Source organism: Paenibacillus psychroresistens (assembly GCF_009728935.1).
Classification (GTDB): domain Bacteria; phylum Bacillota; class Bacilli; order Paenibacillales; family NBRC-103111; genus Paenibacillus_AC; species Paenibacillus_AC psychroresistens.
The window spans coordinates 600,907-624,928 of the sequence record NZ_CP034235.1; the positions used below are offsets into that span (position 1 = coordinate 600,907).

Sequence of the window (24,022 nt, forward strand, 5' to 3'; positions counted from 1 at the left end):
TGTGTAAAAATCACATCTATATTGTAGAGGAGATAGTTCAAAATGAAGAGGTTAAAAAAGCTGATTGTTATTGCAATGCTGTCTTTATTGGTAAGCTCCTACTCGCAAGTGAAAACGACCGAGGCTGCCGAATCGGGAGGTGTGGATATTACGGCTGTCGCCCTTGGCGATATTTTTGATTACGACGATATTATTGGCCCGTCTGAAGGGGATACCTATTCGAGTACTTGGGCTAATAACGATGAAGTGTATACACTTCACGATGACGGGAACGGATTTGAAGGCGGGAGCTTTGTTAATCATGGGATCAACAAGCTGGATGGAAATCCTGGTGTCTCCACCAAGGATTTCATCGGCAGAGATTTGAATCCCGGAAGCTTGGGCAGCTCGATGCCGCAGGCTTATAGCAGCTCAATTCTCGACATAGGGGGGACGCTATATTCGGTTCAACGGGGCCAGGGGAGCGATTATACGCAAAGTATCTTCTATTACCCAAGCATTCTGAAATCGACTGATGGTGGGGTAAACTGGGTCAATCATCTGGGTCAATCTAATCAGAATCCTCCTTTTAATATTGGCAATAGTATGTTTCCCAGTACGGACAACAAATGGGGATGGCCGTCCTTTATTCAATATGGCAAAGGTGGAAGTGTTCCCACGGCAGATAATGCGAATAATTATGTGTATCTGATTTCCTATGATACATCCGCAACAGGCGATATGAATCCGTGGAGGGGAGTAGATGGGGATAAGGTGTATCTGGCGCGGATTGCGCGCAGTGCAATCGCGAATCTGAACAAGAATGATATCGAGTATTATAAGGGCGGCGATGGGATGGTCGGTACGAACTGGACGACGGTTATCGACCAATCTGTACCGATCCTGACGGATTTGAGCAACAGCCACAACAATAACATCGTGTATAACTATGGACTTAAACGATATGTGATGACAGCCTATTCGGATTATTTTCCAGATACAACTATTGAAACTGGGAAAGCCCGGTTTCAGTTCTACACGTCCCAATACCCGTGGGGACCATGGACCAAGAATCTGAATTACGGCCTATGGGGAATGACAGCCGCCAACTTCCTGCTGCCTAACAAATATACGAGCAGTGATGGCAAGAAGATGTGGATGGCGTTCTCTGGTGGATTTAACGGGAATATATGGAGCTACGGCTATTTGTACACACCTGTTTATTTATCAACGGGAACTGTCGATGCTTATCAGGCAGAGAGCGCAACATTGAGTGGAGTCAATACAGCAACGACACATCGCGGGTATGAGGGGACTGGATTTGTTCAGGGCTTCGATACCGTCGGTGACAAGATAACGTTTACTGTCAACAACGTCAACGGAACGGGTTATCATATCGTTCGTTTACGGTACGCAAACACGAACAATGGCCAAATGCTCAGCGTCAAAGTGAATGGTAAGAAAGTAAAGCAAATCTACAAATTGTCACAGGCCAAGGACAACTACAAGACGAGCCAGGATTGGGCGGATTTCAGTGAGATTTACTATTTAAACAACGGCTCCAATACGTTTGAAATTTTTCAGGATACGGGGGACGATGGAGCGGGAGTGAAGATCGACTCAATTAATGTGTCACGGGAGCAAACGTATAACGAAGGGGCAAATCTCGCCTGGAATGCGGCTGCCTCGTCAAGCACAACGTACACCGGATATACGGCAGCCGCTGTAGTTGATGGCAGCGCTGTTGGTTATCCTTCCAATTCGGCGAACGAATGGGCGAGCAACGGCCAAGGAGCTGGAGCCTGGAGTCAGCTGACTTGGGGATCGGCTCAGACGGTTAACAAAATCGTGCTTTATGATCGACCGAATACGAAGGACCAAGTGCTGTCAGGTACATTGACGTTCAGTGACGGGACAAGCGTCAATGTAGGCAAGCTGCAAAACGATGGAAGAGCAGGCACGATTCTTACATTTCCGAATAAGAGTGTGACGTGGGTCAAGTTTACAGTTAATTCAGTGAAGAGCGGTGTGGAGAATATCGGTTTGTCCGAGTTCGAAGTATATAACTTCCCTTTCCCGCCAACGGCTCCTCCGATCGGTTATTGGGCTTTTAATGAATCCAGCGGCACTTCGGCGAGCGATTCCTCTGGGTTTACCAAAACAGGGACCGTTTCAGGTGCTGCTTGGCTAGCAGGGCATAACGCAAATGCGCTCAATTTCGACGGCACAAATGACTATGTGAGTATTCCGGATGCTTTCGATCCGACCGAAACAACGATATCTGCATGGATTAAGCCTGACGACGTTTCGAACCGGAGTGTGCTCACAAGAACATCATCCGCTGGTCCGACACAAGAGTGGTCCCATCAAATTCGAATTAATAGCAGCGGCAAATTGGAAGGTTTTGTTGCTGAGCAGGCAGGTGGAACAAAATTGATCACGGGAACTACGACCTTATCAGTGGGTACATGGTATCATGTTGCGCTCACAATCAAAAACGGCGGGCAGATGAAGCTGTATGTTAATGGACTGTCTGAGGGAACACCACAAAGCGTGACAACGATGTGGACTGGCGGTGACCGTTACTATATCGGATCAAATGCTGCCGGCAGCTTCGGATATACCTCAATCAATTGGTTTGACGGTTTGATTGACGAAGTAAAGCTGTTTAACAGCGAGCTCTCGCAATCTGACATTCAAGGTTTGATGAATTAAGGAGTCATAAGATCAGGCGGTCGCATCATGGATGTGACCGCCTGTTTCATCTTTAGAGGGCCAAAGTAAGCTGGAAGTTGTTCTGTAAGGCTGAAATGGCCCCAAAAAAAGACCGTCCGGGTTTCAGACGGTTCTCTTAAATGATTAACCGAGCAAGCGAATTTCCTGAAGACTCATGGCATATCGCCCGCCAGGTGGGTTTGTTTGGATGTCTTGCCCATTCCAGCCGACAGCGAAGTTTCCCGCGTAACAGAGCCATAGGGTCAGGCCGTCATCAGATATAAACTTGGAAGGGAGATTAAGGAAGTAGGCTTGTTCCCCGAAATTCTTCATATAAGTAATGAGCTTCCAGGGACCTGTCAGAGTATCGGCTTCAAGAATATATGAATTCATCTTACCGCAAGTAATGCCTCCATCGGTAACACACATTATGAATTTGCGAAGCGGAGCATTATAGGTAACTGTTACACAGCCCATATTATTTTGCCATTCCAGAATAGGCTGGATAAGCATGAAGTCATTTGTCCAGATAGGTGCTCCAGTTGAGTCATGCCCGGCAAAAAATTCATAAAAGCCTGGATCATTCATCGTTTCCAGTGAAGGAGTTACTCGCAATAAATAAATTTGATCACCGGTAATCCAACTGTTATTGGCAAAACGTGTTGGGTAGAATTTTAAATCGGAACCATGAGCGACTAAATATGCTTTGCCATCTGGAGAATGCTCCATGTTACATCCGAAATCGACGAAATGCGGGGAACCAATCCGAACTGGTTGGCCTTTGAGACCATTTTCGCCGAAAAGTGGAGAAGCGGGCGTATGGGGGCTGTCCACCCATGTCATACCGAAATCATGCGAGGTACGAAAGCCGACAAATGAACCAAGCCAAGGCCAATTGTAGGTAATATTCTCGTAGTCATGCGTATTCGACGGGCCAAGGCAGTATGTTCCATAGTACCAGATACCATTGTAAACGAGGCTTCCGCAAGGGTATCTGCCTTTGTATGGAGATGCATCACTAGCCGTTTTTCCCAGGTTTATTACCTTGAGCTCCAGTGGGTTATCCCCTTCAATACGAGCTTGTCCAGTATGGGCGGGTGAATTTGGAGAAGGCTCACCGCCATCATATGAGTGACAGAATGCGCCGTCGATGGATCCGTCCGTCCAAGGTGAATACATATGACCGTCCGCGGCCCATGAAGGATACCAAGTATCTGCATTTGTATAGGTTGCATGTCTGCCTGTAAATTCCAATCGACGTAAAGATTCGGAAGGCTCGAAGGGTATCCCATCGGGTGGAGAGGAATCCCATATAAAAGCTTTAAATGCTGAGACCATGAGGGCTCCTTTCGAATGATTAGTATTTTAATCCAAAGAAAGTAATGATTATTACCCCTCATTTAGTTATAGAAGATTACGACAGTATTAACAATGCCTACAATTGATCCGAAAATTAACTTGAATTGATAAGGAGAAAAACCATGAGCGAGATAGATAGTGTGAACTTCGAGGATATTTCAATGGTGCAGGTGGGATCAATCGTGTATCTCCCTCATGCAAATCTGGGACCACGGAATAAACAGGAGTCTCTTCAGCTCATCTTTATTCATAGCGGATGGATCGATGTGCAATTGGACGGTGGGCTGGAAAGGCTTTCGGTTGGTCCTGGGAACGTTGTTTTACTAGAGCCTGCCAGAGTGGAGTATTTCGAGTTTTCCAAAAAGAGCAGCACGTGGCATAGATGGGTGGACATTGGTTTGAACCGGCTCACAATTGAGATGAAAAAAATATTCACCTCACTGCCGAAAGTCATTCCTTTATCTGAAGAGATGCAGAGTATCACCGATTTAATGCTTGCTTTTGAACGTAAAGGACTTACATCTTCCCACTCTAGTTTGAGAGCGCTTGGCTTGGCCAGCTACGAGCTTTTTGTCAAAGAAGCATTCCTATTGCCTGTCGAGATCTACTCTCATCCCGCAATAATGGCAGTTCAAGATTATATCCATCGACATTATGAGACGCAGCTGCGGGTTGCGGAGCTTGCCAGCCATGTGGGGATAAGTCAGGAGCACCTGATTCGTTTATACAAGAAACATACAGGGTTCACACCTGCAGAGTACATGTGGAAGTATCGCGGGAGCAAGGCCATAGAATTAATTGAGAACACAGGAATGAAGATAAGAGAAGTCTCGGAGCTTTGCGGTTTTGGTTCCGAGTATCACTTTACGAGATTCATTAGAGAAAGGTACGGGGAAAGCCCGACGTCAATTCGTAAGGCTAAATGGCGAATATAACGGAGATAGCTGGAGAGAAGCGTAAGGTGATAATTGAAACTGAATTGAAGGGAGTTAATCACTCCCTCCAACTCGATATCTTAGAGGATGACATTTCTTTGCTCCATTAATTGATGTTATTTTATTCTTAATGCATACCGGGGTCGTGATCTTCAGCAGCTTGCTTGATTCGAGTCATAAAATGAGTCCAACCTTTTTGGTGTGAAGGGACTTCCTCCACAGGTAAGTCATAATGGGTCAAGAGCAATAAGGTTCCATTATCCTTAGGGGTTAGTAGAAACTCAACAGTGCTTGAGCCCGGAGGCACTAGCTTTGACTTTTCCCATCCCCATGTCATAACGATTTTCTCGTTTTCGATAATTTCAATATACTCACCCATTGCGATATCGCTGCCATTAAGATCAATGCGAAATTTACCACTGTTCTTAGGCTCTAATAGGACATTATTGCCCATCCACCGTATCATTTTCTCAGGGTCAATAAAGAATTTGAATAAAGTTTCGGGACGGCATTCGATGAATAGCTCTTTAGTTAGCGTATCTGTACTGTCAATTTTGGTCATGGTTTTTCCTCTCTTCCTCTTCAGCTGCTTCTTTTAAGCGGGATAAGCTATCATCCCAAAAACGATCGACATATTGCTTCAATTCTAGAAGACCTTCCCTTCTCATTTGATAATACCGCTTGGTTCCGTCTCTCCGAACTACGACAAGTCCAGATTCCTCAAGAACCTTGAGGTGCTGCGATATTGCAGGAGCTGAAATATCAAAATGTGAGGCGATTGCACTTGAGGTAAGTTCTCCGTTGCTAACGAGATATAAGATATCTCTGCGTCTGGGCTCGGTTAGAGCGTGGAAGGTTTTTTCTATCATAATACTAATGTAGCAGACACTTAATTAAGTGTCAACTTAAATAAAACTGACTGTGGGTTCGAGTATGGTTAATGTGTTGTTAATCGTATTCAGATTAACCCTTGCTCCGATTGGGATTGCCGCTTTATATAATCCGTGTGCAGTAGTGAGGTTGGTCATAAGCGGTTTGCCAAGTGGCACAACAAATTCGTTAATTAAGTCCTCATAGGATTTACCGTAAGCATCCAGACAGCCTGTACATTCACCCATAATAATGCCGAGACAATCCGCGAATTTCCCGCTCAGCTTCAAGTGATTCATGTATCGGTAAACCTTATTAATAGGTTCATGGGTTTCCTCTAACAGCAATATTGTACCTCGGGTATCAATTTCATAAGGAGTTCCTAAAGTATCCACAAACGAAGTTAGATTGCCGCCAACAATGGGGCCAGTTACATTTCCAGGCACTTTGCTGACTTGGGGAATGCCTGGTGGATTTTGAATTTGCCGCTGCAAAGTAACTAAGGAAGTGGCTAAATAAAATTGATTTATATTATAGGGGGGAGTTTCTGGTTTGAAATCAATCAGCAGGAGACTTTGAAAAGTGATTAGATTAGCATATTGGTACAAAACATTCAGCAATACGGTTATATCACTATAACCGGTAATGATTTTCGGATTTCGTTGAATCGAGTTATAATCAAGGTAAGGAAGTATTCCGGCAACACCAACTCCACCTCGAGTAGGCAGAATCATTTTCACCTGAGGATTCTCAAACATGTTCATCAAATCAGCAGCTCTTTGTTGATCAGTTCCAGCAAGGAATCCATCCTCTGAGTAGACATTTTGGCCAAGCAAAACGTTAAATCCCATACCTCTTAGAGTGTTTAAGCGAGCATTAATAACGTCTATTGCTAAGGGGCTACCAAGCGTTACAATACCGATTGTATCGCCTCTTTGTAATATTGGGGGAGGAATTGCCATTAAAGCACCATCCTAGCGAACGCAAATGTCATTCTAAATTCTATTAATAATATGAAGGGTTTAGGTTTCCCATAACGAATATTTTGATGAATAGGCTCATTTATTTGGATATGACAAAATTATGGAGGTTTAGAAAATGGATATGGGGCTTACAGGGAGATCCGTGTTCGTGGCAGCGGCGAGTAAAGGGCTTGGCAAGGCATGTGCGCTTGAATATGCTAAAGAAGGAGCTAACGTTACGATAGCTAGTCGAAATCTAGAGCAGCTTATAGAAGCTCGTGACGAGATAGAGATAATTACGGGGAAGAAAGTTACTATTGTTCAAATGGATGTGCTCAGTCTTGCAGATATCCAAAATGCGATACAGATTGCTGTGGCTGAGAATGGGGGTCTGGATGTTATAGTGACTAACGCCGGTGGACCACAAAGCGGTAATTTTGTTGACATGGAGGATGCCGACTGGGTGCAGGGCTTTGAGCTGAGTTTATTGAGCACCATACGATTAATTCGTGAAGCATTGCCTTTTCTGCAAGCTGCAGGGGTGGGGAGGATTGTTAATCTCGCTTCAATTTCAATTAAGCAGCCAATCGCTGGCCTTATTCTATCCAACGTGTTCCGGGCAGGTGTGCAAGCATTGACGAAAAGCTTAGCTACCGAGCTGGCAAAAGACGGCATACTGATTAATACAGTTGCACCGGGCAGAATCGCAACAGATCGGATTGCGGAGCTGGACAGCAAGAGAGCCTCTGAACAGAATCGTGCAATGACAGAAATCCAGAATGAAGCTATTGAGCAAATACCGCTTGGTAGAATGGGGACTCCCGAGGAGTTTGCAAGGATCGTTGTCTTCTATGGTTCAATGGCTAATACGTATGTGACTGGGCAAACCTTGCTGGTTGATGGGGGTATGGTTAAGGGGATTTAGTGGGGGAATTCGGAGTAAAAGAGTAACACCTTAAGTCATTCATGACCTTAAGGTGTATTTGTTGGTTCAATAAGAGAATTTACTGCAATGAATTGGTGTGCTTTTTAAATGGATAATTTCTTGCGGGATCCCGTAAGCTTCAGCTGCCTCGTATATGGAAGTATTCGAATTTTGAAATTGATATATAACGTCATCCGGGATAAGAAGCTCGACAGCAAATTCGTTTGCTTCACGCTCAATGCGATCAATGGAGTAGAAAGTATTCTTTCTGAGAAAAGGCGTATTCACTTTAGGGTGGAGAATCAAATGTCCGAGCTCGTGGGCGCAGGTGAATTTTTGTTCCTTTTCGTCCATATTGCAGTTGATGTGAATCATTGCAGACCGCCTATAAGTATTAAAGTAACCCATCATTTCGCCTAACTGCTCAAATAGAACCTTTATATTCTTCTGGGATGCTATCTCAAAGGGGTTATTGGTTCTGTGCAATTTAATCAGTTGGGCTACAGTCTCTTTGATCATCTGTATCCCGCCCTTTGGTCGCTACGTTCGGTATTTGTTTGGTGTGAATTTCTGCTTGGCCATTTCTTTTGCTAGGCGCATAGAGTTTTCCAGTGAAATATGAAAGAGGCGTTTAGTTTCATCATCCATAGGTTCTCCGTTGAAAGCCAAGGCTACGTTGGATTCCAGATCGGCAAGCATTCCCTCCAGATCTCTCGCTATGTCTCTTTTATCTTTGGGCGTTAAGCTGTAATCTCTTCCTTCACCAGCTGCTGAAGGTTCGGAGGTTCTTCCGAGCAGATAGTCTGATGTTGAATCAAGGATATTAGCAATCTTATCCAAATCATTGCTGTTGGGAATCACTCTGTCATTCTCAATATGACCAAAATTAGAGCGTCCCATGTTCAGTTGCTGTGCGATTTCAATCTGGGTCAGGTTTTTCTTGGAACGTAAGCCGCGAATACGATTGCCGAGAGACATAAAACTTCCTCCACTTCAATTGGGGTATTTTAAATACTTGACGGTATTATGAATACCTCATATACTAAAATCAACCACAGAGAAACGAGGTGACGACCATTTTGAAAACGAATAAAGGAGCTATTCCTGTAATGAAGTAATTTGAGCTTTGAATGAAAAATGCACCTCTTGTATACTAGGAATTGTTCCAGCCAGAACAAAAACCTATACGAAAAGAGGCGCACAAATGAAGTATAAGATGAAACAGAAGCAGAATCAACGGATTACACGAATTTCTGAAAATACGTTGGTTGTAGGTGCAGACATTGCTAAGAAAATTCACGTGGCACGTGCTGTAGATTATCGTGGTATTGAGCTAGGTAAGGACTGTGAGTTTTACAATGATCGAGAAGGCTTAACGAAACTAGCTGGATGGATGAAGGGTCTACAACAGGATCATGCCAAAAGTGAAATTGTTTTTGGTGTCGAACCTACCGGACATTATTGGTTTCCGTTAGCGGCTTATCTGCAAGGTGAGGGAATTAAGGTTGTGCTCGTCAATCCGCATCATGTCAATAAGACAAAGGAAATAGAGGATAACTCTCAAACCAAGAGTGACTACAAAGATGCAAAGGTTATTGCAGATCTCGTTCGCAATGGAAAGTATACGGAACCGAATTTGCCCACAGAAGCCTATGCAGATTTACGTATTTTAATGAATTTGCGTGAAAAGGTCGTGGTGAATCTAACTCAGGTTCAGGCACGTGTACACAACTGGATTGACCGTTTCTTTCCTGAATATCTACAGGTGTTTAAGGATTGGACGGGTAAAGCTTCACTCATGGCCTTGCACCAATTTCCTACTCCGCAAGAAATTGTCTCTTTGGGCGCCAGAGGCGTTCTTGTTCATTGGAAGACGGAAATTAAGCAGGGTGTGGGCATCAAGAGAGCTGAGAAACTGTATGAGACTGCTCTATCTTCCATCGGGCTGACCGAAGGGGCGGTTGCCGCTCGGATAGAGCTAGCCGCTTTGTTAGAGCAGTTTAACCTGTTTTCTAAGCAAGTAGAAACGATCATGCAAGAAGTTCTGAAAATTCTTGGTGAGATCCCAGGAACAGCGCAAATGCTGGGCATTCCAGGAGTGGGTATTACAAGCGTGGCAGGATTCCTAGCAGAGGTAGGAGACCTGAATAAGTATGATCATGGACAACAGATTATTCGTTTAGCTGGCTTGAATCTTAAAGAAAACAGTTCTGGCAAGAGAAAAGGCAAGACGGGAATAAGTAAACGAGGACGATCGCGTCTTCGGGGATTACTCTTCCGTTGTATCATGCCAATGGTAGCGAAGAACGCAGAGTTTAAAGCACTACACAAGCATTATACAACGCGAAGCCAGAATCCGTTGAAAAAGAAGCAATCGCTTATCGCATTATGTGGAAAACTGGTACGTGTACTCTTTACACTTGGAACAAAGCAAAAAGAATATGACGCCTATGATGTAATAGGACCTGTTCGCTTAGTGCAATTACAAAAAGATGCTGCATAAATTGAGATGTTCACTTATTCACATGTGGACAGAAATGAATCAATAATAAGAAGTGTGAATTCTCACTTTATTAACATGTTTACAACTTGACAATTGAAGCACCGGAGAAGCCGAAGTTAATTTTCCATAAGGGCCATGACCCAGTTAAGGAGCAAGAATCGGCCTCCACCCCTTGAGAGGTAGAACGAAGGAATGTAAGGGCATAGACCCAGCGTGATATGGGAGGGTAAACCCCAAGGGTGAATGTGGAGATCCACTGTGCGATCATAAACAATATTCACAGTTTGGATGAAAACGAGTCCAAGCCCTGTTCCCGCAACGACCCTTATAGAAATATATGGTTCTAGGAAAATGACCGATGCACGAGTCTCTGAAGCACTAACGGATCATGATTGGTGTATATTTCGCATACCCAATATTAGTATATGAATGTAATGGGGTATTGTCAATACCTCGAACGTATGATCTTTTTTTAATGAAATTGAGTATTTAAAATACCTAAAAAATAAATTAAAGGAAGTAGGAAAGAAAATGAATACAGAAGATGCTGCTATAAATGCTCAAGCCTTAGGAAATTTGAAGGGCTATAAACGCTTGCTGGCACGGATTAAATTACTAGAGAAATATCCCATTGGGAATGGAATGTATCTCACCTCGTTTCATGAGGATGATAAGCTTCAAAGCCTGCACAAGCAGCTTAAGGGGATTCCTTCTTATATGTACTTAAGCAAACATGAGCAGGAGCTCGAAGCAATTGCAGTAGCCTATCTTGAAAAATACCCAACTGGAACCCGAAGCCAATTAAATGAAGTGAAGAGCATAAAGCCTGTTAATGAGGAAGATAGAAAAATGTTTAAAGAACTGAAGCGCAAAATTGAGAAGGTAATTGAAGCTAGAACAGGCTCATATGATGGCTACGATGGAGTGATTAAGCGTCTTAGTGAGCTTCAGGATTTGCAAAAACAGAAGGAAACCATTGAATTTTCCTTGGACGTATTAGCGGAGTACCAGCCTGATTACGCCCAGCTATTGAGATTAAGATATATCGAGAGCAAGTCAGTAGATGAAATTACTATCCAACTCGATACGTCACGTAGAACGTTTGACCGTTGGCTTGCCAAAGCTAATGAAGAATATGCAGCATTGGCATCTGTGACCTAAAATTGGCGGAAAATTGTCTTTGGAATGTGGATGACAGCCGAGGATTTGACAGGTAAGATGATAGAGTAGACAAATTAGATAAGAGGTAAACAACCAAGTCGCAGCTCACTTAGAGTCGTGGCTTTTTGTTTGTCTCAAATCCTTATTAAAAGCATTCTCACCACAGAGGATGCTTTTTTCCTGCCCTGCCACATGGCTTTAAACTGGGTTCAACTCAATTAATTCGATTAGGAGTGTGATGCGTGGATTTACTTTAGCAGTAGAACGGAAGATTAGGTTAAGTATTCCGGATAAGCAGGCGAGATTTTGCAACAAAATCAGATTTAACAAAAATGGAGGGACAACCACAATGAAAGGCAACAAGAATACGGTGAGTGAAGAGGCTCTTTCCTTTTCAAAACAGCAATATTTAGAATCAAAGCGTTATACGGCCCAAGAGAAAGACGTGCTGAACGCTTTACTTTCAGCCGAAGAAGAGTACACACAGGAACAAATTATTAACATCGTGGATGAATTCCACAGAAGGGTAGTGGAGTAATGGCTGGAGGAAATTTCGTTACACAGAACAAAGTAAGACCAGGGGTATATATCAATTTTGTAGGTGAGGGTAAACCCGTTGGGTCCGTTGGAGATCGCGGGATCATGGCAATGGCGCTTTCGCTTAGCTGGGGAGCATCCAAACAAGTTGTGGCTATTAATGCAGGCGACGATGTATCCGCAACATTAGGTTATGATATTACTGCCGCACAGCTGCTGCTTGTCAAAGAAGCGCTGAAAAGAGTCAAGACCGTACTGCTTTATCGTTTGAACACGGGAACTAAAGCTTTAGTTACAACTGGGAATTTAACAGCTACGGCTAAATATGGTGGATTAAGAGGAAACAGCTTAACAATTGTCATTTCCATTAATGTAGATGATGCAGCTAAGTTTGATGTGAAGACTATCCTATCGGGTGTAGTGATGAATACACAAACTGTTGCTAATATTGCAGGCCTTGTCTCTAATGATTGGGTGGTATTCACGGGAACAGGAGCATTGGCGGCAACGGCAGGAGCTCCATTAATTAGTGGTGTGGATGGCGTGGTAACTAATGGAGATCATACGGATTTTATGGCTGCGATTGAGCTGCAGGAGTTTAATACGATGGCTTATTCAGGAACTGCAAGTGATCTTAAGTCCTTGTATGTCGCATTTGTAAAACGTCTGCGCGACGATGAGGGGAAGAAGCTCCAGCTTGTCTTGGAGAATTACCCTACTGCGGATTACGAAGGTGTAATCAGCGTGAAGAATGGTGTTATTCTCTCAGATGGAACAACACTCACCGCAGCACAGTCAACCGCTTGGGTAGCTGCAGCTACGGCAGGCGCACAAATGAATGAATCATTAACCTTTGATAATTATGATGATGCTGTGGATGTAGGCACACGTTATACCAATGCTCAAATTGAGGCAGCTATTCTTGCTGGCGAATTCGTATTTGTTCCCAGTGAAGGAAGAGCAAGGATCGAGATGGATATTAACAGCTTTACCAGTTTTACACCAACAAAAGGTAAAGCATTTAGAAAAAATCGTGTGCTTCGGTTGTTGGATGGAATCAATAATGATTTTAAACGGATCTTCGAATCCTTCTACATCGGCAAGCTCGACAATAATGCAGATGGTCGTGGATTGCTGCAAACCGAATATATTCAATATCTTAAAAGCTTGCAAGTTATCAATGCTATTCAAAATTTCAATCCACAGACAGATGTATCTGTTCATCAGGGGATTGAAGCGGATAGTGTTTATGTGGAGCTGAACGTTCAGCCAGTTGATGCAGTTGAGAAAATATACATGAAAGTGACGGTGAAGTAAGATGGGTTTTCTAAGAGCGAATGATACGATTTCAGGTCAAGAAGGCAGAGCTTATGCAACAATTGGAGGAAATGTAGAAGAAATGTTCTACGTTAAAAAAATTGAAGCGACTGTTGAGAAACAAAAAGCTGAAGTGAAAACGTTGGGCAGACGCGGCGTACAGCACAAAGCGGCAGGCTGGAGCGGTAAAGGTACTATGACGATTTATTATGTTACCTCTTATTTCAGAAAAATGATGTATGACTATATCCAGAATGGTACAGATACGTATTTCAGCATCACCATCATTAACGATGATCCCGGCTCAAGCGTTGGGTCCCAGAAGGTCACTTTACTGAATGTGAACTTGGATAGTGTGATTATGGCATCACTGGATACAGAAAGCCAAGCACTAGAAGAAGAAGTTGCTTTCACTTTCGAGGATATTAATCTGGATCAACAATTTACAGGCCCAGTAATGGCTTAATCAAATTAGGAGGATTATACAATGAGTAATTTAAACATGTTTTTTGCAGAAAATGCCCAAAGCGATCTTATCGAGGATTTTATTGTTTCAGAACGTTTTAAAGATGAGAAAAGCAATCCGGTTGCATGGAAGCTTCGCACATTGACAGAGGCTGAGAATGCGGATATTCGTGCATCAGCTACTAAGCGAGTTCAAGTAAAGCGCGGTGTAACTATGCCTGAAACCAATCCCAACGAATATATGGCCAAGCTGATTGTAGCAAGCGTGGTATATCCCAATTTAAAAGATGCTGATCTGCAAAAATCTTATGGTGTGTTGGGTGCAGAGAATTTAGTTCGTACCATGCTGATTGCTGGCGAGTATTCGACATTGGCCGAAAAGGTTCAAACCATCAATGGCTTTGACAAAGATCTCAATGATCTGGTGGAAGAAGCAAAAAACTAATCAAGGAGGGTGATGGTGAAGCAAACTATGCTCACTTCGCACTCCATAAGCTTCGCATTCTACCGCAAGAGCTATTGAAGATGTCTCAGAGGGAGAAAGCTTTCATCTATGCATCGATTAATGTTCGGGTTGAAAATGAGAAGAAAAAATAAAAGCAGACGCTTCTCCTCGATAGATGGATATTGGGGAGAACGCTGGCTTTTAGAGATTTGTGAAAGGAGATAAACCATGGCAACTGTCGGAGAAAGTTTAAAGCTTTATGACAATCTCTCCAAAGTGATGAAAAAAACGCAAATTTCTATAGAAGCTACCTTGAACGCAGCCAAGCGTTTGAGAGTTGAGTTTGAGAAGAGAATTGTGCTAGATGTCAATGTAACCAATGCAATGAAGCATATTGAAAAAGTCAAGAAACACTTATCCGCTTTAAGCGGAGCGAAGAATGGGACAACGATTAAAGTCTCATTGGATACCTCTCATGTTTTAAAGCAGGTTAGCAGCTTAAAGTCGCAAATTAAGGATCGGATTGGGTCGATTACAGCTAAATTAAATATCGAAGTCCCCAAGACTTTAGAAAAACTAATGAAAAATGTGAATAAATCAGTGAAAAGTCCAACAACTGGATTAGAAAATATTAAACCTCCTGGTTCAAGTGGGACAGAAAAGGGAATGAGTAAGCCAAACAGCAAATCTAGCGGTGTTTCCTTAACCGGAGGGGCGTTAAAAATGTTCGGTGGCATAAAAAACCTCGTTTCAGGTGCAATTGGACATTTAGGTGGAGGAAAGCAGATAATCTCTTCAACCATTGGCGGTGCGATGGAACAACAAACCACAAAGGATACTATTAACCTGCGTGCCGGAAGTGAGGCGAGAGGGACGGCTATTTTTGATCAAGTATCCAAGCAAGCGTTAAAATTTGGTCAAAACGTAGAAGAGGCAATGTCAAATACGACAACATTTATGTCCAATACTAAAGATCCTAAGCAGCTAACTGATTTAAATCAGCTAGCTATGCGAATGGCTAAGCTGAATCCAGAAGAAGGCTCAAAAGGTGCAACTGCGGCTATTAAAAGCTTTATGGGTGGAGATTCCAAGGATCTTGAGGAGAAATTCAATATGAAAGGCAGTACTGTAAAAAACAGTGGTGCGATGAAAGCTGGTATATCGGGTGATTTGCAAGGCTTCATTAAAGGAATGGATAAGCTATTGGATCAAAGCGGTGTAACAAAAGCTGCATTTGAGAAGATGGTAAATGGTCCGGCTGCCCAGTGGCAAAAAGCTACAGGTAATCTTAAGAATAGTTTGACGAATGCTGGTGTTGAGGCAATGAATGCACTCGGCCCACTTGGAGAAATGATCAATAAAGCCTTTGAATCCGGCAAGCTGCAGCCATTCTTTGATGTTTTATCTAATGGACTCACTTTAGTGGTTCAAGGAATAGTGTATTTGGTCGAACAAGCCCAATGGCTTTTTGGTGTTATGCAGGATAATTGGCCGCTCGTCCGAGCTGCGCTGCTTGCAGTAGCTGCAGTGATTACTGGTGTTGTGCTCATTGCATTGTTTGAGATGGCTGCAGGCTGGTTAGCTGCTGCTTGGCCGATTCTGTTAATTATCGCTGTAGTAGGGCTGCTTATTTATGCTATTCAATCTTTTGGTGTATCGACTGGGCAAATTGTAGGTGTAGTATTTGGTGTGTTCGGTGCGTTATTTGCTTATTTATACAACTGTGTGGCTTTTATTTGGAATATTTTCGCTAGCTTTGCAGAATTTTTAATAAATCTATTTATTGACCCAGCTTATGCCGTGCAAAAGCTATTCTATGATTTAGCAATGACTTTTCTTGGGCATTTGTATAGCATGCTCGTAGGGGTAGAAGATTTTGCTGGGGGGTTCATGTCGACTATATTAAAAGCGATCAACAAGGTAATAGAGGGATTAAACTGGTTAGGTAAAGCTAAGGCCAGAATATTTGGAGGTAGCTTTGAACCCTATAAGCTTCTTGATGAAACAAATGTACATGCAGTAAGTGATCAATTGAAAAATATGATGAACAAGGTAAAAGCTCCGACTAGCGATAAAAATGTTGTGAATGTTCCTAAAATGGTGGAGAAGGATCTAGGGGATGCATTCAGCTCCAGTAAAGGCGCAGGCAAGGATTTGGTGGATAAACTATCTTCAATCAACATGCCAAAGATGAGTCCAGATAAATCTTTTAAAGATCCAAATGCGACAACGAAAAGTTTAGGGGCAGATTCAACAATTGGCAAAGTGAATGAAGTTGGAAAAATTGGTGAAACGGTTGACGTCTCGAGTGAGGATTTGAAAGTAATGCGTGATCTTGCTGAAATGAAAAGCATTCAAAACTTTGTTACCCTTACTCCCACAGTCCATATCACTACAGGTGATATTCATGAGAAAGCAGATATTCAAGAGATTATTAGAGGAATTGAGAATACACTTGCCGGAAGTATCTCAACGTCTGCTCAAGGGGTGTATGCCTAATGGCTGATAATTTAGCTATAAAGGTGGTTGAGAATAAATTTGCTATTGAATTAAGCTTTAATTACCGAGCTGTTTCTTTTATCCTGCCTATTAACCCAGAAACTATCGATATTAAAGAAAGTGGCAAAGGAAAGACGTACGATATAGTGGGCAAAGGTGGAGGAACCTCAGAAACTAGAGCTGGAGAAATAAATGTCATCCAAAACCCAGCTTTGACAGAAATAAGCTTTAGCAGCAACTTCCCTGCTTCATATTATCCTGCCGTAATTGTCAAAGAAGGAGCGCTGCAGCTGCCTTCGTATTATCTGGGGAGAATAAAAGAATGGCTAAGGAGTAACCAGCCCATTCGTATTCATATTGTTAGCTCAAGCTTTGTCATTGATATCCCTGCATCTATCGAAAAATTCGATTGGAAAGAGGTTGCAGGATCACCGGGGGATATTGAATATAACATAAGCCTGAAGGAATACGTCTATTACTCCGCTATAAAAGCTAAAGTGGTTACAGCCGCCAGTAAACAGGTGCTTATTAAGAAGCCTAAAGTACGCCCGGATGAACGGAGCAGACCCGATACGTATACCCTCAAAGCAGGAGATACCTTAATAAAAATAGCTATGAATTTTTTTAATGCCGACAGCTCGCGATATAAAGATATTCAAAAGCTGAATGGTATAACGGACGCGCAATTAAAAAGCTTACAAATAGGGCGTGTTATCAAGCTCCCTAAGAATTGAGGTGAATGAGATGCTTGAGATTATTATTGATAATCGGAATGGCAACCTATGGGATATTTCTGGAATTTCTTCTGATGCGAGCTACAAGACAAGTCGAGTAGGAAAGGCCTCATCTTTTGAATTTACAATTGCAACGGGGGGCTTAAATGAAGATAAATCCTTTAAGCTGGGCAATGGTGATGTTATCCGAGTGACTAAAGATGGCTTTCCTTTGTTTTATGGCTATATTTTTAGCTTGGATAGTGGGAGGGATGAAGCTGTAAAGGTAACGGCTTATGATCAAATTCGTTATTTAATGGGAAATGGCGGTTATAAGTTTAGTTTGGGTACTGCAGGTGACTATATAAGGCGTATAGCAGCTGAAAAAGGACTGCAAATCGGATTTCTTGCTGATACGGGCCATAAGATTCCGCCTACTATCGAAGATGGTACAAAGCTGCTGGATATGATCTGTAATGCTATTTCCAAAACGCTCATGGAAACAAAACGGATTTATATTTTTTATGATGATTTTGGCCGACTTATGCTCCGAGATATGGCTGATTGGAAACTCAACCTTTTAATAGGGGATTCAAGCCTTGTTTACGATTACAAGCTAAAGCGATCCATTGATAGTGAGACATATAATCGTATCAGGCTCGCCCAAGGGAAATTAGATGAAGGGAAGAGAGGCATTTATATTGTTCAGGATAGCGCAACAATTGCACAATGGGGGCAGCTGGAGTATTACCAAAAGATAGATGACAAAATGAACTTAGCTCAAATTAATCAGAGCTTAGACAATTTACTGGAGTTAAAAAATCGCGAGTCCAGAAGCTTCAATATTGAAGCATTGGGTGATTTAACTGTAAGGGCTGGTTGCAGCATTTGCATTAATATTCAGGCTAAAGCGATTAATAGTTATTTTCTGGTTGAAGAATGCACGCATAAATTTGATGGATTGGATCATACCATGTCTCTGGAACTGAGGGTGTATGGATGAAACTCTTAAATTTAATTAAACAGGCAAGTATTGGAGCTGTAGAAGCAGGGAATCCGATGAACGTCCAATTTGGTATGGTCTCCAGCATGAATCCTCTCGAAGTGAACTTAGATCAAAGGTTCACACTTGAAGAGGATTTTTTGATTGTTCCGGATACACTGACTGAGCTGATAATAACAATTGGCTCAACGGAATATACCATCAGACGCGGATTGGAGCTTGGAGATAAAGTCATTTTACTGCGCGTTCAAGGTGGACAGCAATTTATTATTTTGGATAGGGTGGTGGGGGTATGATCCCACAAGGTGGCATAGGCAATACCCAAGAGTTAGAGGAAGGGCAAATACCTAGCAAGACCTACCGAATGGACGTAACAAGCCAACGTATTGTTGGTTTCGTTGATGGTTTGGAGGCCATAAAGCAAGCGGTGTTTAAAATACTCCAAACAGAACGATTTGCGTATCCCATTTATAGTGGGAATTATGGCAGTGAATTCGCAGCTGCAATTGGACGAGATTCTATTCTTGTTGAATCCAGGCTAACTAGAATTATTCAAGAGGCTTTATTGCAAGATGACCGTATTACAGATATCCAAGACTTACAAATAACATTTCTCGGAGATGAAGCAACTGCAGCATTCACAGTGGTCTCACAATTCGGGAGCTTTCAAGTCGTACAGGAGGTGTAGAAAATGTATGAAGCTCAAACGTTTGAAGAGATTTTAACAAGGATGCTGGATAGTGTGCCTAATGATGTAGATAAGCGAGAGGGTAGTATTATTTATGATGCCTTATCCCCTGCGGCTGCTGAGCTAGCACAAGCCTATATCGAAATGGATAGTAATATTAATCTCTTCTTTACTGACTCATCAAGCGGGGACTACTTAGAAAAACGTGCTTTGGATTATGGATTAATTAGGGATCCTGCAACACAAGCTCAAAGGAAAGGTTTATTTTTCAGCAGCCCAGGTGTGCTTTTTGATATACCTATTGCCAGCCGATTTTCAATTGATAGTCAGAATTATACTGTGACGGAACGGATCTCTTTAGGGACATTTATCTTGGAGTGTGAAAGTTTCGGGGTGATTGGAAATCAAGATTATGGGAGCATGCTTCCGCTTGATTACATTTCTGGTTTGGTTGATGTACAGCTGGCAGATGTAATTGTTCCTGGTGAGGAAAGTGAGAATGATGATGCCTTTCGTCAAAGGATACTTTTGCATGCGCGGTTTCCTTCGGCTTCTGGGAATAAATCGGATTATATTAATTGGTCGCTTGAGGTTCCAGGTGTAGGTGGAGCGCAAGTTGTTCCATTGGCATATGGACCTGGTACGGTAGGGATCACGATTGTAGATTCTGATGCAAAGCCTGCCAGCATTCAGCTTATCGCCGATGTTCAGAATTATATTTCCCCAGTGACTGGGGATGGCAAAGCCCCTATTCTCTCAGGTGTCACTGTTGTAACAGCAATTGGAGTTGCGGTAGACGTGACGTCAGCTATTGTTTTAGTTAGCGGCTACACGTTATTACAGGTTAAAGCTACATTTGAAACAGCCGTAATTGCCTATTTGAAAAGCATTGCTTTTGCTGCAGATCCAACAGTGAAATACACACGAATAGGTTCATTGCTTTCAGAAACCCTTGGTGTCCAGGATTATTCTGGATTATTGATCAATGGTGGGGTAGCGAATGTTTCCGTTATTGCTGGACGTGTGGCAGTTAAAGGGACGGTGACATTAACTTGAGTGTCTTCCCTGTAACTAGCGAAAAAGGGCTGGAAATGCTTTCTAGCCTTCCTGCCTTTTATGAAATATTCCGTGAGGTTCGAATTATTAATCAAATAGAGGGTGCAGAGCTAGATGATGTGTTCCAATCTGTGGATGACGTACTTAATCAGGTCTTTATCGATACCGCATCCTGGGGGCTGGCTCGTTGGGAATTCGAACTTGGCATTCCCACAAACCTCAGTAAACCTTTAGAACAGAGACGAAGTGTAGTGCTGTCTAAAAGGCGAGGTTATGGAACCGTAACAGTTGGCTTAGTGAAGAACGTGGCAGAGGCTTATGCGAATGGTGAGGTTTCCGTTACGGAAGACAATGCTAATTACTTGGTCATCATAAAATTTATCAGCACCCACGGCATCCCTGAGAATTTGGCAGATATCCAGAATGCTTTACGGGATTTGATTCCGGCTCATTTAGCCATTTCTTATGAGTTTAATTACTTCATTTGGAACGAATTGGATGCGCTTAGTAAGTCATGGGATCAAACAGACGCATTCGGTTTTACATGGGATCAATGGGATATTTACTCATAAAATAGAGTCAGGAGGAAAAATTCATGTCAACACAAACGAACAAACTCGCTTTGTTAAAACCAGCTGGAAATGAAGCGAATACGAGAGCAAATTATAATGCTTTAATAGATCAAATTGATGCAGTTGCTATGAAGGATGCTTTTTATTGTAAATCTGCTGTTTATAACAGTGGGACAAGCAAGATTGATGTAACGATTGGTTCAGGAACAATTGTATTCTTACAAACGGTTGTTACTAAATCAGCTGACAGTGTTTATTCAATAACTACTCCAGCAATCAACACAAGCTATTATGTCTACTTGAGTAACGCAGGACTGTTTTCTAGTAACACAACAGGTGTAGAGGTTGATGGTGCGATAATGGTATGGAAGGTAATCGTAGGGTCTACTTTGGCGGCCATTACATTACTTGATCTGCGAAGTATTGTTTCTGGATCGGCCCAAACGGTAAAAGATTTGTTGGATGCACATTCTGCCAGAGTCGATAATCCGCATTTAACAACAGCGGCACAAATTGGGGCATTGCCAATTGGTGGGGGAACATTAAGTGGCGCATTAATTTTAAATTCAGATCCTGTATCAGCATTTCAAGCAGTTACTAAGCAATATGTAGATGCCTATGCCCTTGGCTTAGATACAAAAGTATCTGTTCGAGCAGTTGCAGTTACAAACATTGTATTAAGTGGGACACAAACTATTGACGGTGTAGTTGTAATTGTTGGCAACCGTGTCCTTGCTGTTGGGCAAACGACAGCATCACAGAACGGGATTTATGTTGTTTCCGCTGGGGCATGGACTCGTTCATCCGATGCGGATACATCTGCGGAAGTTACTAGTGGCATGTATACGTATATTGAAGAGGGAACAACATTTGGAAAGAACGGATATAGTTTAATCACACCAGATCCGATTGTGCTTGGAACAACTTCATTAACCTTCTCATTATTTAATGGTCCTGGATCAGTCACAGTAGGAGTAAATTTAGTCAAGTCGGGAAATCAAATATCGTTATCTCCTTCAGTGGTGCTTGGGGGAGAAATGGATGCAGGAGCACATACTATTGGCTTTACAGAATTTGATAACGGGAATAGTGGAGCAGCTAAAACAATTGATTTTCGGTTAAGTAACAAACAAAAAGTAGCAATAAACGCAAGCACAGTATTGACGTTTACAGCACCTTCGAAACCCTGCAGCTTAACTTTAAAGTTGACTTATGCTGGCGCGTTTACAGTAACTCTGCCCTCACATAAGAAACCAGGTGGAGTTGCATTAACCTTCAGTAGTGTCAATTTAGCTGTGGATATACTCTCCATATACTGGGACGGCACAAGCTATTATATTATGAATAGCCTTGCTTGGTCATAAGGAGCTGGTTATGTGACAATTACTAATAACACAATTGAAAATACTGTAACTCAATCTAGTAGGAATTCTGTTAGCGGCGCGGCAAGAACAATAGTGTTTATGACATTTAGCCCACTTATAAGCGGGGTAAGTTTAGTTTATTATAGTGAAACTTTATGGCATATAGCTGGAAGTCCTTGTACATTTGTAGGCTTAAACATTCAGCTTATTCGAACTTCTGATAGTGTCGTTATGGCTACAGGAACAGCTTCTGGAATTACTAGTGGGGTTGCACCAAGCATTGGAAATATAACTTTCAGCCCAACTGTTACATTAGTAAGTGGAGTCCAATATAAAATCACATTTGCCTATACTTCATACAGCGGAGGGGGTCTTTATTATTGGGGTACAACAGGCACGACGAAAAACAATACACAAATACAAATTTATCAACCGGGTTCATTTGATGGCCAAGGGTATTTAAATTACAACGTATTTACCAACACAGCACCAAATGCTCCAACTTTAACTGGTTCTAATAGCGGTCTTTCTACTACTGTTAATTGGAACTTTAGCGATCCTGATGCTGGCGATACTCAAGGTTGGTTTAGATATCAAGTATGTTCAAACAATTTATTTAACGGGACTGGGACTGCGTGGGGTGATACTGGACAACAAGCTGGAAATAATTTAACTTATTCGGATGGCAAACCAAAAGGAACTTGGTATTTTCGTGTTATGGTATGGGATGCTGCTGGAGTTGCCTCGCCTTGGTCAAACACACTTGTACTTAATACCAACTCAGGTCCAAATGCACCAACGATCACATCGCCGACTTCTGGGCAACACGTTGCAACACAAACGCCGGCAATATCATGGACGTTTAGCGATCCTGACGGCGGTGATGCACAAAGTGCCTTCGCAGTTGAAATCGTTAACTCTGCGTATAACGCAGTTCTCTGGACTAGCGGATGGATTACTGGTGTTGCCACTCGAAGCTACACAATTCCTGTTGGAGCTGTTACTGGATATGGTACACACTACGTCCGAATGCAGGTCAAGGACACAGCAGGGACCATAAATGCTGCAAATGGAACAGGTGGTGGCGATGCCAATTACGGCAACATGATATTTTATGTAAATAAACCCCCACTTGCTCCAACGTTGACAACACATGCAAACATTAATCCAAATCTAGGTCAATCCTTTTTATGGACCTTTAATGATACTGATGTTGGTGATACACAATCAGCATATCAAGTTCAATGGCTGCGTGTTTCTGATAGTGTTGTTGTGCAAGATACCGGAAAACAAGTTAGTGCAGGATCATCGTTTAGTATCGCAGGAAATGCCTTTGTTGCTGGTATTCAGTACAAGTGGCAAGTTAGGACTTGGGATAATTATGACGTTGTAGGCCCTTATAGTGGTTTTTCTACTTTCTATACATTTGCCCCTTCTTTAAGTTTTGGTACCGATTTTTAATAAGATTGTGATCATCCGTTCCATTAATATTTTTACTAGATTTTATGATCTTATGTAGCCCCTAGTATAACAGGGGCTATTTTACGTTATTTTTGAAAGAGGTGATTATAGTGGGAAACGAAGAAGTACAATCCGAAATATTGCAAAGGCTTACTAGAGTGGAAACTAAGCTGGATATGCAGCTTAATGCCAAGGACATTGCAAACGATGCTTTAGGGAGTGCTAAATCTGCCAGTATTAGATTAAATGAGTACAAGATTAAATTGGAAGAGGTGGATAGACACTTCGATAATGAGATTAAATCAATGAATAGAAAAATTGAAAGTGAAGTAAAAGAAATCGGCAAAACGAGAGATACCGATATAAAAGAATTAAAACTGGATAGACGCTGGCTAATCGGAACATTGATCACTGTAGGCTGCTTAATAGTTGCAGTTGTAACGTTGGCTATGAAGGTTTCAGGTATGTAGATAAATTATTTTTTTAAAATGGA

At 42.2% G+C, this 24,022-nt stretch carries 25 protein-coding genes; 19 read left to right on the plus strand and 6 right to left on the minus strand.

All coding sequences use genetic code 11. The features are described from left to right. Positions 1 to 42 precede the first annotated feature (42 nt). Complete coding sequence (locus tag EHS13_RS02990) at positions 43 to 2,694, plus strand: DUF7402 domain-containing protein (protein ID WP_155698935.1); 2,652 nt, start codon at positions 43 to 45, stop codon at positions 2,692 to 2,694. A 144-nt stretch (positions 2,695 to 2,838) separates the two neighbouring features. Here the strand turns inward: EHS13_RS02990 and EHS13_RS02995 are convergent, their stop codons facing one another. Beyond that, positions 2,839 to 4,032 (minus strand): glycoside hydrolase family 183 protein, encoded by a 1,194-nt coding sequence (locus EHS13_RS02995; protein ID WP_155698936.1) that lies wholly within the window; start codon positions 4,030 to 4,032, stop codon positions 2,839 to 2,841. Between the two features lie 143 nt (positions 4,033 to 4,175). Between EHS13_RS02995 and EHS13_RS03000 the strand changes: the two genes are divergently transcribed. Then, positions 4,176 to 4,988 carry an AraC family transcriptional regulator gene (locus tag EHS13_RS03000; protein ID WP_155698937.1) on the plus strand — a complete coding sequence of 271 codons (813 nt, stop codon included), beginning with the start codon at positions 4,176 to 4,178 and terminating at the stop codon, positions 4,986 to 4,988. 127 nt (positions 4,989 to 5,115) lie between these two features. On the opposite strand, the gene EHS13_RS03005 is transcribed toward EHS13_RS03000, so the two are convergent. From EHS13_RS03005 to EHS13_RS03015, 3 genes are read right to left on the minus strand one after another with little or no spacing between them, the layout of a single operon-like run. After that, complete coding sequence (locus EHS13_RS03005) at positions 5,116 to 5,550, minus strand: SRPBCC family protein (protein ID WP_155698938.1); 435 nt, start codon at positions 5,548 to 5,550, stop codon at positions 5,116 to 5,118. Continuing rightward, the gene (locus EHS13_RS03010) at positions 5,537 to 5,857 is read right to left on the minus strand and encodes an ArsR/SmtB family transcription factor (protein ID WP_155698939.1); all 321 of its coding nucleotides are present in this window, start codon (positions 5,855 to 5,857) and stop codon (positions 5,537 to 5,539) included. Before EHS13_RS03010 ends, EHS13_RS03005 begins: the two co-directional genes overlap by 14 nt. Positions 5,858 to 5,893: 36 nt before the next feature. Beyond that, complete coding sequence (locus tag EHS13_RS03015) at positions 5,894 to 6,820, minus strand: S66 peptidase family protein (protein WP_155698940.1); 927 nt, start codon at positions 6,818 to 6,820, stop codon at positions 5,894 to 5,896. A 136-nt stretch (positions 6,821 to 6,956) separates the two neighbouring features. Between EHS13_RS03015 and EHS13_RS03020 the strand changes: the two genes are divergently transcribed. Further along, positions 6,957 to 7,745: an SDR family oxidoreductase gene (locus tag EHS13_RS03020; RefSeq protein ID WP_155698941.1), complete on the plus strand. Its 789-nt coding sequence runs from the start codon at positions 6,957 to 6,959 to the stop codon at positions 7,743 to 7,745. 66 nt (positions 7,746 to 7,811) lie between these two features. Here EHS13_RS03020 and EHS13_RS03025 read toward each other — a convergent pair whose 3' ends face one another. Together EHS13_RS03025 and EHS13_RS03030 are read right to left on the minus strand one after the other, a co-directional pair. After that, complete coding sequence (locus EHS13_RS03025; protein ID WP_155698942.1) at positions 7,812 to 8,264, minus strand: ImmA/IrrE family metallo-endopeptidase; 453 nt, start codon at positions 8,262 to 8,264, stop codon at positions 7,812 to 7,814. A 21-nt stretch (positions 8,265 to 8,285) separates the two neighbouring features. Continuing rightward, on the minus strand, positions 8,286 to 8,723 hold the full coding sequence (locus tag EHS13_RS03030) for a helix-turn-helix domain-containing protein (protein ID WP_155698943.1): 438 nt from the start codon (positions 8,721 to 8,723) through the stop codon (positions 8,286 to 8,288). Between the two features lie 226 nt (positions 8,724 to 8,949). On the opposite strand from EHS13_RS03030, the gene EHS13_RS03035 reads away from it, so the two are divergent. The 16 genes from EHS13_RS03035 to EHS13_RS03110 all read left to right on the plus strand — a co-directional run bounded on the left by EHS13_RS03035 (position 8,950) and on the right by EHS13_RS03110 (position 23,999). After that, complete coding sequence (locus EHS13_RS03035) at positions 8,950 to 10,248, plus strand: IS110 family RNA-guided transposase (protein ID WP_155698944.1); 1,299 nt, start codon at positions 8,950 to 8,952, stop codon at positions 10,246 to 10,248. 531 nt (positions 10,249 to 10,779) lie between these two features. Further along, positions 10,780 to 11,409 (plus strand): RNA polymerase subunit sigma-24, encoded by a 630-nt coding sequence (locus EHS13_RS03040; RefSeq protein ID WP_155698945.1) that lies wholly within the window; start codon positions 10,780 to 10,782, stop codon positions 11,407 to 11,409. A gap of 349 nt (positions 11,410 to 11,758) precedes the next feature. Further along, positions 11,759 to 11,947 (plus strand): hypothetical protein, encoded by a 189-nt coding sequence (locus EHS13_RS03045; RefSeq protein WP_155698946.1) that lies wholly within the window; start codon positions 11,759 to 11,761, stop codon positions 11,945 to 11,947. Continuing rightward, entirely contained in the window at positions 11,947 to 13,263 is a 1,317-nt protein-coding gene (locus tag EHS13_RS03050) for a phage tail sheath family protein (protein WP_155698947.1), read from the plus strand. The genes EHS13_RS03045 and EHS13_RS03050 overlap by 1 nt, the downstream gene beginning before the upstream one ends. A 1-nt stretch (position 13,264) precedes the next feature. Then, on the plus strand, positions 13,265 to 13,729 hold the full coding sequence (locus EHS13_RS03055) for a phage tail tube protein (RefSeq protein WP_155698948.1): 465 nt from the start codon (positions 13,265 to 13,267) through the stop codon (positions 13,727 to 13,729). A gap of 21 nt (positions 13,730 to 13,750) precedes the next feature. Then, positions 13,751 to 14,173 (plus strand): phage tail assembly chaperone, encoded by a 423-nt coding sequence (locus EHS13_RS03060; RefSeq protein WP_155698949.1) that lies wholly within the window; start codon positions 13,751 to 13,753, stop codon positions 14,171 to 14,173. A 228-nt stretch (positions 14,174 to 14,401) separates the two neighbouring features. Further along, positions 14,402 to 16,672 (plus strand): hypothetical protein, encoded by a 2,271-nt coding sequence (locus EHS13_RS03065; RefSeq protein ID WP_155698950.1) that lies wholly within the window; start codon positions 14,402 to 14,404, stop codon positions 16,670 to 16,672. Beyond that, complete coding sequence (locus EHS13_RS03070) at positions 16,672 to 17,406, plus strand: LysM peptidoglycan-binding domain-containing protein (protein ID WP_155698951.1); 735 nt, start codon at positions 16,672 to 16,674, stop codon at positions 17,404 to 17,406. The genes EHS13_RS03065 and EHS13_RS03070 overlap by 1 nt, the downstream gene beginning before the upstream one ends. Before the next feature lie 10 nt (positions 17,407 to 17,416). Continuing rightward, positions 17,417 to 18,388: an XkdQ/YqbQ family protein gene (locus EHS13_RS03075; RefSeq protein WP_155698952.1), complete on the plus strand. Its 972-nt coding sequence runs from the start codon at positions 17,417 to 17,419 to the stop codon at positions 18,386 to 18,388. Then, positions 18,385 to 18,684: a DUF2577 domain-containing protein gene (locus EHS13_RS03080; RefSeq protein ID WP_155698953.1), complete on the plus strand. Its 300-nt coding sequence runs from the start codon at positions 18,385 to 18,387 to the stop codon at positions 18,682 to 18,684. Before EHS13_RS03075 ends, EHS13_RS03080 begins: the two co-directional genes overlap by 4 nt. Beyond that, a complete protein-coding gene (locus tag EHS13_RS03085) occupies positions 18,681 to 19,076 on the plus strand; it encodes a DUF2634 domain-containing protein (protein ID WP_155698954.1) in 396 nt (131 codons plus the stop codon). The genes EHS13_RS03080 and EHS13_RS03085 overlap by 4 nt, the downstream gene beginning before the upstream one ends. Before the next feature lie 3 nt (positions 19,077 to 19,079). Beyond that, complete coding sequence (locus tag EHS13_RS03090) at positions 19,080 to 20,132, plus strand: baseplate J/gp47 family protein (protein WP_155698955.1); 1,053 nt, start codon at positions 19,080 to 19,082, stop codon at positions 20,130 to 20,132. Next, positions 20,129 to 20,704, plus strand: coding sequence for a YmfQ family protein (locus tag EHS13_RS03095; protein WP_227013771.1), 576 nt, complete (start codon positions 20,129 to 20,131; stop codon positions 20,702 to 20,704). The genes EHS13_RS03090 and EHS13_RS03095 overlap by 4 nt, the downstream gene beginning before the upstream one ends. Before the next feature lie 23 nt (positions 20,705 to 20,727). Next, entirely contained in the window at positions 20,728 to 22,068 is a 1,341-nt protein-coding gene (locus EHS13_RS03100) for a hypothetical protein (RefSeq protein WP_155698956.1), read from the plus strand. A gap of 12 nt (positions 22,069 to 22,080) precedes the next feature. Beyond that, positions 22,081 to 23,529 (plus strand): glycoside hydrolase family 78 protein, encoded by a 1,449-nt coding sequence (locus EHS13_RS03105; RefSeq protein WP_155698957.1) that lies wholly within the window; start codon positions 22,081 to 22,083, stop codon positions 23,527 to 23,529. A 110-nt stretch (positions 23,530 to 23,639) separates the two neighbouring features. After that, positions 23,640 to 23,999, plus strand: a complete 360-nt coding sequence (locus EHS13_RS03110) for a hypothetical protein (protein ID WP_155698958.1) — start codon at positions 23,640 to 23,642, stop codon at positions 23,997 to 23,999. Positions 24,000 to 24,022: the final 23 nt, after the last annotated feature.

What these genes read in the sequence shown, in the direction of transcription:
- EHS13_RS03045 (WP_155698946.1), top strand. Translation starts at nt 11,759, where the DNA reads ATGAAAGGCAACAAGAATACGGTGAGTGAAGAGGCTCTTTCCTTTTCA.
- EHS13_RS03010 (WP_155698939.1), bottom strand. Translation starts at nt 5,857, where the DNA reads ATGATAGAAAAAACCTTCCACGCTCTAACCGAGCCCAGACGCAGAGAT.
- EHS13_RS03085 (WP_155698954.1), top strand. Translation starts at nt 18,681, where the DNA reads ATGATCCCACAAGGTGGCATAGGCAATACCCAAGAGTTAGAGGAAGGG.
- EHS13_RS03035 (WP_155698944.1), top strand. Translation starts at nt 8,950, where the DNA reads ATGAAGTATAAGATGAAACAGAAGCAGAATCAACGGATTACACGAATT.
- EHS13_RS02990 (WP_155698935.1), top strand. Translation starts at nt 43, where the DNA reads ATGAAGAGGTTAAAAAAGCTGATTGTTATTGCAATGCTGTCTTTATTG.
- EHS13_RS03015 (WP_155698940.1), bottom strand. Translation starts at nt 6,820, where the DNA reads ATGGCAATTCCTCCCCCAATATTACAAAGAGGCGATACAATCGGTATT.
- EHS13_RS03025 (WP_155698942.1), bottom strand. Translation starts at nt 8,264, where the DNA reads ATGATCAAAGAGACTGTAGCCCAACTGATTAAATTGCACAGAACCAAT.
- EHS13_RS03075 (WP_155698952.1), top strand. Translation starts at nt 17,417, where the DNA reads ATGCTTGAGATTATTATTGATAATCGGAATGGCAACCTATGGGATATT.
- EHS13_RS03090 (WP_155698955.1), top strand. Translation starts at nt 19,080, where the DNA reads ATGTATGAAGCTCAAACGTTTGAAGAGATTTTAACAAGGATGCTGGAT.
- EHS13_RS03000 (WP_155698937.1), top strand. Translation starts at nt 4,176, where the DNA reads ATGAGCGAGATAGATAGTGTGAACTTCGAGGATATTTCAATGGTGCAG.
- EHS13_RS03100 (WP_155698956.1), top strand. Translation starts at nt 20,728, where the DNA reads ATGTCAACACAAACGAACAAACTCGCTTTGTTAAAACCAGCTGGAAAT.
- EHS13_RS03055 (WP_155698948.1), top strand. Translation starts at nt 13,265, where the DNA reads ATGGGTTTTCTAAGAGCGAATGATACGATTTCAGGTCAAGAAGGCAGA.
- EHS13_RS03060 (WP_155698949.1), top strand. Translation starts at nt 13,751, where the DNA reads ATGAGTAATTTAAACATGTTTTTTGCAGAAAATGCCCAAAGCGATCTT.
- EHS13_RS03005 (WP_155698938.1), bottom strand. Translation starts at nt 5,550, where the DNA reads ATGACCAAAATTGACAGTACAGATACGCTAACTAAAGAGCTATTCATC.
- EHS13_RS03080 (WP_155698953.1), top strand. Translation starts at nt 18,385, where the DNA reads ATGAAACTCTTAAATTTAATTAAACAGGCAAGTATTGGAGCTGTAGAA.
- EHS13_RS03050 (WP_155698947.1), top strand. Translation starts at nt 11,947, where the DNA reads ATGGCTGGAGGAAATTTCGTTACACAGAACAAAGTAAGACCAGGGGTA.
- EHS13_RS03070 (WP_155698951.1), top strand. Translation starts at nt 16,672, where the DNA reads ATGGCTGATAATTTAGCTATAAAGGTGGTTGAGAATAAATTTGCTATT.
- EHS13_RS03065 (WP_155698950.1), top strand. Translation starts at nt 14,402, where the DNA reads ATGGCAACTGTCGGAGAAAGTTTAAAGCTTTATGACAATCTCTCCAAA.
- EHS13_RS03030 (WP_155698943.1), bottom strand. Translation starts at nt 8,723, where the DNA reads ATGTCTCTCGGCAATCGTATTCGCGGCTTACGTTCCAAGAAAAACCTG.
- EHS13_RS03020 (WP_155698941.1), top strand. Translation starts at nt 6,957, where the DNA reads ATGGATATGGGGCTTACAGGGAGATCCGTGTTCGTGGCAGCGGCGAGT.
- EHS13_RS02995 (WP_155698936.1), bottom strand. Translation starts at nt 4,032, where the DNA reads ATGGTCTCAGCATTTAAAGCTTTTATATGGGATTCCTCTCCACCCGAT.
- EHS13_RS03040 (WP_155698945.1), top strand. Translation starts at nt 10,780, where the DNA reads ATGAATACAGAAGATGCTGCTATAAATGCTCAAGCCTTAGGAAATTTG.